Raw genomic sequence first — 12,715 nt, forward strand, 5'->3', positions numbered from 1 at the left:
AGCCCCCATGTCGTCCGAGGTCATCCTCAGCGCCCGTGGCATCGGCAAGACCTATGCCCAGCCGGTACTCGGCGGCGTGGACCTGGAGTTGCGCGCCGGCCAGGTGCTGGCGCTCACCGGGGAAAACGGCGCCGGCAAGAGCACCCTGTCCAAGATCCTCTGTGGCCTGGTGCAACCCACCACCGGCGAGCTGAGCTTCCTCGGCCGACCCTATGCCCCGGGCAGCCGCCGTGAGGCGGAAGCCCAGGGCGTGCGGATGGTCATGCAGGAACTCAATCTGCTGCCCACCCTCACCGTGGCGGAAAATCTCTTTCTCGATCGCCTGCCCCGGCGACTGGGCTGGATCGACCGCCGCCAGTTGCGCGAGCAGGCGCGGCTGGCCATGGCCCAGGTCGGCCTGGAGGCCATAGATCCGGATACCCCCATCGCCGAACTGGGTGTAGGTCACCAGCAGATGGTGGAAATCGCCCGCAACCTGATCGGCGATTGCCGGGTGCTGATTCTCGACGAGCCGACCGCCATGCTCACCTCGCGCGAGGTGGATTTGCTGTTCGCGCAGATCGAGCGCCTGCGCGCCCGGGGCGTGGCCCTGGTATACATCTCCCATCGCCTGGAAGAACTCAAGCGCATCGCCCAGCAACTGGTGGTGCTGCGTGATGGTCGGCAGGTGGCCGATGCGCCCATGGCCGAGTACGGCACCGACCAGATCGTCAGCCTCATGGTCGGCCGCGATCTCGGCGAGCACCTAGACATGGGCGAACGCCGCTTCGGCCCGCCCCTGCTGGAGGTCAAGGGTCTCTCGCGCGCCGACAAGGTCCAGGATGTCTCCTTCAGCCTCCGCGCGGGCGAGATCTATGGTATCTCCGGCCTGATCGGTGCCGGACGGACCGAACTCCTGCGCCTGATCTTCGGCGCCGATCGCGCCGATTCCGGCACGGTGCACCTGGCCGGCAAGCCGGTCGACCTGGGTTCGCCGGCCAAGGTAGTGCGCCAGGGCATCGCCCTCATCACCGAGGATCGCAAGGGCGAAGGCCTGCTGCTCAGCCAGCCGATCAGCGCCAACATCGCCCTGGGCAACATGGCCAAGGTCGCGCGACAGGGCCTGGTCAGCGGCACACGCGAAGCGGCCCTGGCCGAGCGCCATATCAAGGGCATGCGCATCCGCTGCAACGACGGCACCCAGCCCGTGGGCGAACTCTCCGGTGGCAACCAGCAGAAGGTGGTGATCGGACGCTGGCTGGAACGCGATTGCCAGGTGATGCTGTTCGACGAACCCACGCGCGGCATCGACGTCGGCGCCAAGTTCGAGATCTATGGCCTGCTGGCCGAACTCACCCGCCAGGGCAAGGCCCTGGTCGTGGTCTCCAGCGACCTGCGCGAGCTGATGCTGATCTGCGATCGGATCGGCGTGATCTCCGCCGGCCGCCTGGAAGCCACCTTTGAACGCCATGACTGGGATCAGGAGCGGCTGCTGGCCGCCGCCTTCGCCGGCTATCGCTCCCGCGAAGCCCTGCTGGAAGAACCTGTCCCGCCGCAAACCCTTTCTCAGGAAGCCATTCGATGAGCAGCCTTCCCGTCACCTCTTCCCGGCGCGCCTTCGGCCTGGGCCTGGGCACCTACATCGGCCTGGCCGCTGCCCTGCTGGCCATGATCGTGCTGTTCTCCCTGATGAGCAGCCACTTTCTCTCCTACGCCACCTTCACCACCCTGGCCAACCAGATCCCCGATCTGATGGTGCTGGCGACCGGGATGACCTTCATCCTGATCATCGGCGGCATCGATCTCTCGGTGGGTTCGGTGGTCGCCCTGGCCGCCGCCGTGGTCAGCGTCGCCACCCTGGAATGGGGCTGGGGCATCCTGCCGGCAGCCGCCCTGGGCATGTTCTGCGCGGCCCTGACCGGCACCCTCACCGGCAGTGTGACCGTGGCCTGGCGCATCCCCTCCTTCATCGTCTCCCTCGGCGTGCTGGAAATGGCCCGTGGCGCCGCCTACCAGCTGACCAATTCGCGCACCGCCTATATCGGCGATGCCTACGCCTGGCTGTCCACGCCCTTCGCCTTCGGCATCTCGCCCTCCTTCGTCATCGCCCTGCTGGTGATCGTGGTCGCGCAACTGCTGCTGACCCGCTCGGTGCTCGGGCGCTACCTGATCGCCATCGGCACCAACGAGGAAGCGGTGCGCCTGGCCGGGATCAATCCCAAGCCCTACAAGGTCATCGTCTTCGCCCTCATGGGCCTGCTGGCGGGCCTGGCCGCACTGTTCCAGATCTCCCGCCTGGAAGCCGCCGACCCCAACGCCGGCGTCGGCCTGGAACTGCAGGTGATCGCCGCCGTGGTGATTGGCGGGACCAGCCTCATGGGTGGGCGCGGCTCGGTGATCAGCACCTTCTTCGGCGTGCTGATCATCTCGGTACTGGCCGCAGGCCTGGCCCAGATCGGCGCCAGCGAGCCGACCAAGCGCATCATCACCGGCGCGGTCATCGTGGTTGCCGTGATCCTCGACACCTATCGCAGCCAGCGCGCCAAGAGCAAGGGCTGATGGCGACCATCAAGGATGTCGCCGCCCGCGCCGGCATCTCCTACACCACCGTCTCCCACGTGGTGAACAACAGTCGCCCGGTCAGTCCGGGCGTCCGCAAAAAGGTCGAGGCGGCCATCGCCGAGCTGGGCTACGTGCCCAGTGGCGTGGCCCGCTCCCTGCGCAGTCGCGCCACCGGCACCTTCGGCGTGCTGGTGCCCAATGCGGTCAACCCCTACTTCGCCGAACTGGCGCGGGGGATCGAGGATCACTGCGAGCGCCAGGGTTACAGCGTCATCCTCTGCAATTCCGATGACGATGCCGACAAGCAGCTGCGCTATCTGCGGGTGCTCAAGGAGCGCCGCATCGACGGCCTGGTGGTCGCCACCGTGGACGGCGATCCGCGCTTTGCCCGCGCCCTCGCCGGCCTGCGCATCCCGCTGGTGCTGGCCGACCGGCCGCTGGACGGCGTCCAGGCCGCGCATATCCGCATCGATCACCACCAGGGCGGCCTGCTCGCCACCCGCCATCTGCTGGAGCTCGGCCATCGGCGGATCGCCTGCATCGGTGGCCCGGCCGACTCGCCCGTCGCCAGCGAGCGGATCACCGGCTACCAGGAGGCCCTGGCGGACGCCAGCATCGCGCCTGGCGCCATCCAGCGCTGTCCCTTCACCGCCGCCGCCGGTCATGCCGCGGCCCGCGAATTGCTGGCCTCGGGGGAGCGTCCGACCGCGATCTTCGCCGGCAACGACACCATCGCCCTGGGCGTGTTGCGCGCCGCCGCCGAGCTGGGCCTGGACGTCCCCGGCCAGCTCTCGGTGGTGGGCTTCGACGACATCGAACTCAGCCGCTATCTCTATCCGGCCCTGACCACCATCGGCCAGTCGATCCGCGACCTTGGCGAGCGCGCCGCCCAGCTCCTGCTGGCGCGCCGCGAGACGGTCGGCAGCCCCTCCACCCACGACATCGCCGTACCCCGGCTGGTGCTGCGCGAATCCACCGCGGCGCCCTCTGCTCTGGAGACCTCCCATGCACCCTGACGTCGTCGTCATCGGCAGCCTGAACATGGACCTGGTGGTGCGCACCCCGCGCCTGCCCAAGGGCGGCGAGACCCTCGCCGGCCATACCTTCACCACCGCACCCGGCGGCAAGGGCGCGAATCAGGCCGTCGCCGCGGCACGCCTGGGCGCCCGGGTCGCCATGATCGGCTGCGTCGGCGCCGATCCCTACGGTGACTTCCTCACCCGCAGCCTGGTGCAGGAAGGCATCGACTGCCAGGGTGTCTCGGTGGCGGCCGATGTCCCCACCGGCATCGCGTCCATCCTGGTGGATGACCAGGGCCAGAACGCCATCGTCATCGTCGCCGGCGGCAACGGCGAACTGTCCGCCGCGCACCTGCAGGCCCAGGAGCGCGTGCTCGACCAGGCCAAGCTGGTGATCGCCCAGCTGGAGGTGCCGCTGGCCACCGTGGGCGACGCCCTCGCCCGCGCCCATGCGCTGGGCAAGACGGTGATCCTCAATCCGGCGCCGGCCACCGGTCCGCTGCCGGCCGAATGGTACGCCCATATCGACTACCTGGTGCCCAATGAAAGCGAAGCCAGCCTGCTGACCGGGTTGCCGGTGGACACCCTGGAGCAGGCCGAAGCCGCCGCACGCCAGCTGGTCGCCGCCGGCGCCCGCCAGGTGCTGCTGACCCTGGGTGGCCAGGGCCTGCTGCAGGTCACGTCCGACAGCTGCCGCCACCACCCGGCCACGCCGGTGAAGGCAGTGGACACCACCGCCGCCGGCGACACCTTCCTCGGGGGCTTCGCCGCCGGACTGGCAGAAGGTCTGAGCGTGGAGGCCGCCATCGCCCTCGGCCAGCAGGCTGCCGCCATCGCCGTCACCCGCCCGGGCGCCCAGCCGTCCATCCCCACCCGCCAGGAGCTCGCCCGGTGAAAAAGACCTCTCTGCTCAACATCGCCCTGTCCCAGGCCGTCGCCAGTCTCGGTCACGGCGACCTGGTGGTTATCGGTGACGCCGGCATGCCGGTACCGCCGGGCACCCCGCTGGTCGATCTGGCCGTCACCCCGGGCGTGCCGGACTTTCTCAGTGTGCTGCAGGCGCTGCTCAGCGAGATGCAGGTGGAAAGCCATCTGCTCGCCGAGGAAACCCTCAGCGCCCAGCCCCCGGCCCTGGGCGAACTGGAACGCCTGACCGGGAGCGGCGCCCTGGGCAGCCGCCGGCTGGTCTCCCACGACGAGATGAAGGCGCTGTGTCGCCAGGCACGGGTGCAGATCCGCACCGGCGAGTGCCAGCCCTACACCAACCTGATCCTGATGGCCGGCGTCGCCTTCTAGTCGGCGGCCCTGGCCAGCAGCCGCCGGGTCGCCAGCAGATCCAGCGGGCGGGCGAAGAAATAACCCTGGGCGTGGCGGGCACCCATGTCCCTGAGCAGTTGCAACGCCTGGGCGTCCTCGACGCCCTCGGCGACCACATCCAGCCCCAGTGACTCGGCCATGCGCACGATGGCGCGAACGATGGCGACACTGCGTGCGCTCTCGGCCAGACGCAGGACAAAGGACTTGTCGATCTTGAGGCCGCGAAAGCGATACTCGTGGACATAGCCCAGCGACGAGAAGCCCGCGCCGAAATCGTCCAGCACCACCGAGACGCCATGGCGATCCAGGGCCTCCATGGCCGCCTTGGCGCGTTCCGGTTCGGCGACCAGGGCGCCTTCGGTCAACTCCAGGCAGATCCGCGACGGCGCCACGCCATACGCGGCCAGGATGCTCAGCACCTCGTCGGCGAACTCCGGGCGCACGATGCTGTAGCTGGAGCAATTGACGTGCACCACCGGCCAGTGCGCCTGGGCCGGTTCGGCCAGGGTGGCGGCGATGCGCGTCAGCATGTAGGTATCCAGGCGTCCGATCAGCCGCAGGCCTTCCAGCTCGGGTAGAAAGGCCCCTGGCGCCAGGACGCTACCGTCCGGCTGACGCCAGCGGATCAGCGCCTCCAGCGCCGCCACGCGGCCGCTGGTGACGTCAATGATCGGCTGGAAGAAGGGCTCCAGTTCGTTGCCATTCTTCAGCGCCTTGCGCAGCGCGCCTTCACGGACCACCTGATCGGACACCACCTGGCGCAGTTCCTGGTTGAAGACCGCGAAGTTGTCGCGCCCACCCTGCTTGACCCGATACATCGCCGTATCGGCGTCGCGCAGCAGGTCATCCGGCTGGCGATGCAGGCTGGGATCGGCCAGCACGATGCCGATGCTGCAGGAGGTGAACAGGCTGTGGTCGTCGATCACCAGTGGCCGGTCGAAGGCTTCGATAATGCGCTGGCCGATGGCTACCGGTGAATCCAGGCCGCCACCGGGCACCAGGATGGCGAATTCGTCACCGCCCAGTCGTGCCAGCAGGTCGGTCTCGCGCAGGCAGCTCGACAATCGCTCACCGGCCGCCACCAGCAGCAGGTCGCCGAAGGGATGGCCGAACTGGTCGTTGATGCGCTTGAATCTGTCCAGGTCGAGAAACATCACCGCCAGACCGGCCCCGTCACGCTCCAGCGCGGCCCAGAGCTCGCCCAGGCGTTGCTGGAAGAAGCTGCGATTGGGCAGCCGGGTCAGGGCATCGTGGTTGTTCTCGTACAGCAGTCGGGCGTTGGCGGCGTCCAGCGCCCGGGTGCGCTCCTGCACCCTGACCTCCAGGGCCTGGCGCGACTGCTGGATGGCTTCCGCGGCGCTGCGCCGGGACAGCGCGGTATCGATATGGCGCGAGACGAAGGTGAGCAGCTCCTGGTCGCGCCGGCTGTAGTAGACGTCTTCGCGATAGCTCTGTACCGCCAGCACGCCGCGGACGTGCTTGCCGTCGTAGAGGGGGATACCCAGCCAGGAGCAGGCTTCCGGGGTGCCCTCGACCGGGGTGATCTCGCCCTGCTCGATCAGCAGCCGGGCCTTGTGCCGATCGATGATGCAGGGTCGCCGTTGGCGGATGGTGTACTCGGTATAGCCGCGGGTGCCGCGTCGGGCGACGGGTGCGCTGGTACGGCGCTCATCGGCGAAATAGGGGAAGCTCACCTCCCCCGAGGCATCGTCGTAGAGGGCGATATAGAAGTTGTGGGCATAGAGCAGCTCACCCACGACGCGGTGCAGACCGCCCAGGAGGTCTGGCATGTCGGTACTGGCGCTGGACAGCTCGGCAATGCGAAACAGCGCCGCCTGCAGCTGCTCGGCGCGTTCGCGCTCGGCGATCTGCTCGCGTAGCCGGGCATTGACCTCCGAAAGCTCCTGGGTCCGCTGGCCCACGGTGGCTTCCAGGGATTCACGCCGGAGGATGCGATCCAGGGCCATGGCCACGTCGCGGGCGATCACCTGGAACAGCGCCTGGTCCTCGGGGCCGTAGCGACGCTCGCGATCGTAGACCTGCAGGCTGAGCACGCCGAAGGTGCGATCGGCGCCGTCCTTGAGCGGGATGCCCATCCAGAACTCGGGGACCGAGCCCTGGCAATAGTAGGGCCCTGACACCTGCGCCGCTTCGATGGCTTCCTTGGGCAGCAGCAGCGGTGTGCCGTGCATGAGCACATAGGCGGTCAGGCACGGCCGCTCGCGATCCAGCAATTCGAAGGAGCCGGGCTCGGGCGGACTCTCGTCGCGCTGGTCGAAATAATAGGGATAGTGGATCTGGTCCGAGTCGGCATCCTGCAGCGCCAGGAAGAAATTCTCGGCATCGATCAGCGAGACCAGCAGCTCGTGGGTACGCTGCATGAACAGCTGGCGATCCAGGGTCGAACTCGCCAGGTAGGTGATGTCGTAAAGCACCTGCTGGATCGCCTGCGCCCGCTGCAGCTGCAGGCGCTGCAGGACGAAGCCGAATCTCAGGGCCAGGGCGGCGAAATCGGTGTGGTCATCGGGGCGGGCGAGCAGCCAGCCCAGCGGGGTCGGGCCGCTGCCGGTGGGATGGCAGCTGAGCCCGGTCTTGGCCGACAGCTGCGCCAGTTCCTCGTCGTCGAGCAATTCCGGCCAGGCACTGGCGCCATTGCCGGTGGCCATGCACGACCAGTTGCCACGGCGCTGATACCAGGCCCAGTCGGCATCGGCAGCGGCTGCACGCAGTTGCGCGATGATCTGCTCCGCCGCCAACCCCGGCGCATTCGGATCCGGCCAGCGTGTCTCCGACGGCCTGGCCAGGCGTGCACCTGGCGACTGTTCCTCAGGCCCTTTCATGCTGACTCCTTCCCGTGCATTCCCCGAATCCTGACACAGATGCCCCGGGCTTCGGCAACTACCGAATGAACGGTTTCCCTAGGGGCGCGAACGGCAAAGATATGACTAAAGGCCCGGATTGACTGGGACAAGAGTTGTACAGCCACGAGCCCCCTGTCCAATAACCCGACCTGCCAGACAACGCCCTGCCGCTGGGCTTGTAAAACAAAGCGCACGGGGTTTGCCCATCGATCCGAAAGACTGTCGCGACGCGAATCTCTCGCTAAGCCAGGACCACTAATAAGCAGACAGTACGCAATCTGGCGGGGCTCTCCAACCCGTTGTCGCCCCTCTTCACGAGCAGGAGTTTTCCATGACCGCTTCCAAGCAGGACAACCTCATCGACTGGCTGCGCGATGCCCATGCCATGGAGGAACAGGCCGAGAAGATGCTCTCCGCTCAGTCCGCCCGGCTGGAGCACTATCCGCAATTGCGCCAGCGCATCGAACAGCACATCAGGGAAACCCAGGAGCAGCGCCAGCTCATCGAAGGCTGCCTGAGTCGTCATGGCAGCAGCGCCTCGACCCTCAAGGACATGGGCGGCAAGTTGATGGCGCTGGGCCAGGCCCTTGGCGGCGCGCCCATGAGCGATGAGGTCATCAAGGGCGCCATCGCCGGCTATGTCTTCGAGAACATCGAGATTGCCACCTACACCACGCTGATCGCGGCGGCTGCGGAGATCGGCGACACCGAAACGCAGCAGGCCTGCGAACGCATCCTCGAACAGGAGAAGGCCATGGCAGCCTGGTTGCTGGAAGACCTGCCCGCCACCACCCGTGCCTTCCTCGAACGCTCCGCCGATCCCGATCTGACCGCGAAGCGCTGAACCGCCCGAGTTATACCGTGACTAGCCCCTGGAGGTTACATGTTCGTCCATAACAAGCGACTGCAATACACCGTGCGCGTGTCCGAGCCCAATCCCGGCCTGGCCAACCTGATGCTGGAGCAATTCGGCGGCCCCCAAGGCGAACTCGCCGCCGCCATGCGCTACTTCACCCAGGCGATAGCCGAGCTCGACCCGGGCCGCAAGGACATGCTGTTCGACATCGCCACCGAAGAGCTCAGCCACCTGGAAATCATCGGCTCGATGATCGCCATGCTGAACAAGGGTGCCAAGGGCGACCTGGCGGAAAAGACCCAGGACGAAGCGGACCTGTACCGCTCGCTGACCGGTGCCGGCAACGACTCCCACCTCACCCAGATTCTCTATGGTGGTGGTCCGGCCCTGACCAACTCGGCTGGCGTACCCTGGACTGCGGCCTACATCGACACCATTGGTGAACCGACCATCGACCTCAGGTCCAACATCGCCGCCGAAGCCCGGGCCAAGATCGTTTACGAGCGCCTGATCAACGTCACCGACGATGCCGGCATCAAGGACACCCTGAGCTTTTTGATGACCCGCGAGATTGCGCACCAGAAGTCCTTCGAGAACGCGCTGCATTCCATTCAGCCCAACTTCCCCCAGGGCAAGGTGCCGCCCCGTCCCGAATTCGCCAGCGTCTACTACAACCTGTCGCAAGGCGAAGGAGATCAGCGCGGCCCCTGGAATCAGGGGCAGGACTGGGAATACGTGGAACAGCCCGGGCCGGCTGTGGATGGCGGCGATGGCCTGGCCAGCGTCAAGCTGCCTCCGATGCAGGCCAAGGCGATCGAACAGCTCGCCACCCGCACGATGTCAGATCCGAACGCCGCGCCGGTGACGGGTGCCGACCTGGGCGCCGGCCTGGCCAAGCAACTCGACAAGAACCGTCTGGAAAAGTGATACCACGGTGACGACGTCCACCGGGCGTCGTCACCCTCCCCCCGGCCTGACGACCTTTCGTCGGCCAGCCACTCTCGCTCTCGACCTCGCCAGAACCTGGCCATTTGCCATCGGTCCTACTGCCGTCATCGCAGTAGGGAAAGCCCTGATGGAAGATTATCTCCTGGCGTTCGCCATGGTCGCTCTGACCGCCCTGTTCATAGGTCTCACTACCGTCGGTCTGGTGGAATTCACCTGATGGCGCTTTGCCGCCTTGCGCGCTGAACATTCGTTCGGCGGCGCAGTCTGCCGCTGTGCATTGATGCAACCACGTTGTACCGACGTAGTCAGGGACGCCACATGAAACGCCACCTTTACGCCTTTGCCCTCGTTGCCGCCGCCGTCTGCAGCGCACCCGCCTTCGCCATGGATCAGAATGCCCTGCAATTCGAGCAGGCCAGCATGATTGCCTTCAAGAGCTGCGCGAACAAGGCGGTGATCGCCGGAACGCGCATTGGCGACACTGCCCGCTTCTCCGATACCGACACCTGCGTCGTCCAGGCGCTGTCGCAGATCGAGCCGGCCTATCAGCGAGCCCTCACCTCCCTGCAGAACAACGGCACCGCCCGACGTTGTCTGCAGACCTACTACAGCAACTGGCTGACGCTGATGAAATCCCTGCCTGAGCTGCAGTCCAAGCCGCCATCCTCGGTGCTGCTGACCGCCAATGGTGGCGAGCGTCGCCTCAACCAGTATTGGCAATTCGTGGTCAGCGCCCGCTGATCACGCCCTGGAATCCCCTGGGGAGCCCGGCTCCCCTGTTCGCCTTTCAGTCGATGGCGACATGTCCCGGCTGCGCTGCCACGCGCGCCAGCCAGGCCTGGATCGCCGGATAGTCGTCCAGTCCGAAGCCGCCCTCATGGGCAACGTGGGTATAGGCATAGAGTGCGATGTCGGCGATCGAGTACTGCTCCCCGACCAGGAAGGGCGTGCGTTGCAGCTGCTGCTCCATCACCCGCAATGCCTTGTAGCCCCGTACCTGGCAGACCTCGTACTCCTCCAGACGCTCTGCCGGCAGCCCCTGGTAGAGCCGGATGAAACGCGCCACTGCCACGTAGGGCTCGTGGCTGTATTGCTCGAAGAATTGCCACTGCAGCACCTGGGTCCGCAGGCGGGGCTCGTTGGGCAGGAAGCGCGTGCCATCGGCGAGAAAGTTGAGAATGGCGTTGGACTCCCACAGGCAGGTGCCGTCTTCCAGCTCCAGTACCGGAATCTTGCCGTTGGGATTCATTGCCAGGAAGGCGTCGCTCCGAGTCTCGCCGGCGAGGATATCGACCTCGTGCCAGCGATACTCCACGCCGAGCAGGTGCAGCATCAGCACCACCTTGTAGCAGTTGCCGGAACGACGATCGCCATAGACCTGATACATCTCACAGCTCCTTGTTAGAGGGGGTGGCTTCGCGGATCACGCCGGCCAGGCGCGCGAGACCGGTGTCCAGCCGCTCGGGCAGCACATGGCTGAAATTGAGCCGCAGCAGACCGAGGTGACGCTCCGGCTCGGCGAAGAACGGCTCGCCCGGCATGAAGGCGACATCCTGCGCCAGGGCGGCGTCCAGCAGCGTACGGGTATCCAGGGGCGTTTTCAGCCGTAACCAGAAGAACAGACCGCCCTGCGGAATCTGCCAATCGGCGATATCGCCGAAATGTCGTGTCAGCGCCAGGGCGAAGCCATCGCGGCGTTCACGGTAGAAGGCCCGCACCTCCTCCAGGTGCTGGGCGTAGCGCTCGCTGCCCAGCCATTGCTGTACCTGCCACTGGCTCATGCGACAGGTATGCAGATCGGCGGCCTGCTTGAGCGCCCGCAGGGGCTTGAGCAGGTCGGGCGAGGCGATCAGATAGCCCACGCGCAGACCGGGCAGCAGCGTCTTCGACAGGCTGCCGGTGTGGATCCAGGCGCTGCGTCGGAGCTGGGCGCAGAGCGGTCGCGCCGGCGCGCCGTCATAGCTGAGCTCCCGGTAGGGCTCGTCCTCGACCAGGGTCACAGCGTACTCGTCCAGCAGGGCCGCCACCGCCGCTCGGTTGGCCGCGGAATAGCGCACGCCGGAAGGATTCTGGAAGGTCGGGATCAGATAGGCGAAGGCCGGACGCCGCCGTTCCAGCTGCAGACGCAAGGCAGCCAGATCCAGCCCCTCCGGGGCCAGACTGACTTCAAGGCAATCCGCGCCAAAGAACTGGAAGCTCTGCAGCGCCGCGAGATAGGTGGGGCCTTCCACCAGCACCGGCGTGCCGACGTCGAGATAGAGTTTGGCGATCAAGTCCAGGGCCTGCTGCGAACCCGTGGTCACCAGCACCTGGTCCGCCGTGCAGTCCAGACCGTAGCCGCGCGCCTGAGCGGCGATGGCTTCGCGCAGCGCCGGCTCGCCCTCGCTCATGCCGTACTGACCCAGGCCGGCCGGCATCCGGCTCCAGTCCACCGCCGGCAGACAGCGCTCGGCGGGCAGGCCGCCGGCGAAGGACATCACCTCCGGACGCTGCGCTGCCGCCAGGATGTCGCGGATCAGGCTGCTCTTGAGTCGGCTTACCCGTTCGGAAAATGCCATCTGCCCTCCTGTGGCCCGTGGCCGGCTAATGAGTCAAACTACTTGACCGACCCTAATGCACTCCGGAAAGACAAGTCAATATGCTTGACCTAAATCAGACCACCCAGCAGCGCCTGGTCATGGAGACCTTCTTCTTCGGCTATCAGGCGTTCACCGCCAAGGCCGACGACATGCTGGCGCGGCGCGGCCTGAGCCGGGTCCACCAGCGCATCCTGTTCTTCATCGCTCGCGAACCGGGACTGAGCAACAAGGCCCTGCTGGACGTGCTCAACGTCAGCAAGCAGGCGCTGAACATTCCGCTGCGGCAGTTGCTGGAGATGCAACTGGTGGCCATGGCGACGGACGCGGCGGACAAGCGCAAGCGACGACTGTCGCTCACCCGCGGCGGCGCCGCGCTGGAGCAGACCCTTAGACGCGAGCAGATGCGTCTGGTGCAGGCCGCCCTGGCCATGGCCGGAGCGGACGCCGCCGAAGGCTGGCTGGCCTTCAACCAGGCGCTGGCCGGGCGCCATGAGGTCGAAGGTAGCCAGGACAGTTCGCTACCCTCGGTCGACTCCTGAAAACTGTACCGCTGGTTCGCGACCTCGGTGTACGGATACCCGCCAGGGACGCCTG

12 protein-coding genes are annotated in these 12,715 nt (G+C 66.6%); 9 read left to right on the forward strand and 3 right to left on the reverse strand.

All coding sequences use genetic code 11. The annotated features are described in order from the left end of the window. Positions 1-7: 7 nt before the first annotated feature. From QE444_RS14715 to rbsD, 5 genes are read left to right on the forward strand one after another with little or no spacing between them, the layout of a single operon-like run. Complete coding sequence (locus QE444_RS14715; RefSeq protein ID WP_309739421.1) at positions 8-1,564, forward strand: sugar ABC transporter ATP-binding protein; 1,557 nt, start codon at positions 8-10, stop codon at positions 1,562-1,564. Continuing rightward, entirely contained in the window at positions 1,561-2,538 is a 978-nt protein-coding gene (locus QE444_RS14720) for an ABC transporter permease (protein ID WP_133860615.1), read from the forward strand. The genes QE444_RS14715 and QE444_RS14720 overlap by 4 nt, the downstream gene beginning before the upstream one ends. Continuing rightward, complete coding sequence (locus tag QE444_RS14725) at positions 2,538-3,557, forward strand: LacI family DNA-binding transcriptional regulator (protein WP_309739426.1); 1,020 nt, start codon at positions 2,538-2,540, stop codon at positions 3,555-3,557. The genes QE444_RS14720 and QE444_RS14725 overlap by 1 nt, the downstream gene beginning before the upstream one ends. Continuing rightward, positions 3,547-4,455: a ribokinase gene (gene rbsK / locus QE444_RS14730; RefSeq protein WP_280307517.1), complete on the forward strand. Its 909-nt coding sequence runs from the start codon at positions 3,547-3,549 to the stop codon at positions 4,453-4,455. Before QE444_RS14725 ends, rbsK begins: the two co-directional genes overlap by 11 nt. Beyond that, positions 4,452-4,856 carry a D-ribose pyranase gene (rbsD, locus tag QE444_RS14735; protein WP_273862017.1) on the forward strand — a complete coding sequence of 135 codons (405 nt, stop codon included), beginning with the start codon at positions 4,452-4,454 and terminating at the stop codon, positions 4,854-4,856. The genes rbsK and rbsD overlap by 4 nt, the downstream gene beginning before the upstream one ends. On the opposite strand, the gene QE444_RS14740 is transcribed toward rbsD, so the two are convergent. Next, positions 4,853-7,717: an EAL domain-containing protein gene (locus tag QE444_RS14740; protein ID WP_273862018.1), complete on the reverse strand. Its 2,865-nt coding sequence runs from the start codon at positions 7,715-7,717 to the stop codon at positions 4,853-4,855. The two genes, rbsD and QE444_RS14740, sit on opposite strands and share 4 nt — an antisense overlap. Before the next feature lie 352 nt (positions 7,718-8,069). Between QE444_RS14740 and QE444_RS14745 the strand changes: the two genes are divergently transcribed. The 3 genes from QE444_RS14745 to QE444_RS14755 all read left to right on the forward strand — a co-directional run bounded on the left by QE444_RS14745 (position 8,070) and on the right by QE444_RS14755 (position 10,283). Next, the gene (locus QE444_RS14745) at positions 8,070-8,582 is read left to right on the forward strand and encodes a ferritin-like domain-containing protein (RefSeq protein ID WP_187979352.1); all 513 of its coding nucleotides are present in this window, start codon (positions 8,070-8,072) and stop codon (positions 8,580-8,582) included. A gap of 39 nt (positions 8,583-8,621) precedes the next feature. After that, the gene (locus QE444_RS14750; RefSeq protein ID WP_309739430.1) at positions 8,622-9,521 is read left to right on the forward strand and encodes a manganese catalase family protein; all 900 of its coding nucleotides are present in this window, start codon (positions 8,622-8,624) and stop codon (positions 9,519-9,521) included. Between the two features lie 339 nt (positions 9,522-9,860). Continuing rightward, a complete protein-coding gene (locus QE444_RS14755) occupies positions 9,861-10,283 on the forward strand; it encodes a hypothetical protein (protein ID WP_273862020.1) in 423 nt (140 codons plus the stop codon). A gap of 46 nt (positions 10,284-10,329) precedes the next feature. Here QE444_RS14755 and QE444_RS14760 read toward each other — a convergent pair whose 3' ends face one another. Then, positions 10,330-10,929, reverse strand: a complete 600-nt coding sequence (locus tag QE444_RS14760; protein ID WP_285389810.1) for a glutathione S-transferase family protein — start codon at positions 10,927-10,929, stop codon at positions 10,330-10,332. A 1-nt stretch (position 10,930) separates the two neighbouring features. Further along, on the reverse strand, positions 10,931-12,100 hold the full coding sequence (locus tag QE444_RS14765) for a PLP-dependent aminotransferase family protein (RefSeq protein WP_309739433.1): 1,170 nt from the start codon (positions 12,098-12,100) through the stop codon (positions 10,931-10,933). An 80-nt stretch (positions 12,101-12,180) separates the two neighbouring features. On the opposite strand from QE444_RS14765, the gene QE444_RS14770 reads away from it, so the two are divergent. Then, on the forward strand, positions 12,181-12,660 hold the full coding sequence (locus QE444_RS14770) for a MarR family transcriptional regulator (RefSeq protein ID WP_309739437.1): 480 nt from the start codon (positions 12,181-12,183) through the stop codon (positions 12,658-12,660). Positions 12,661-12,715 lie beyond the last annotated feature (55 nt).

This window comes from Pseudomonas sp. SORGH_AS_0199 (assembly GCF_031453735.1).
GTDB classification, from domain to species: Bacteria; Pseudomonadota; Gammaproteobacteria; order Pseudomonadales; family Pseudomonadaceae; genus Chryseomonas; species Chryseomonas aestiva.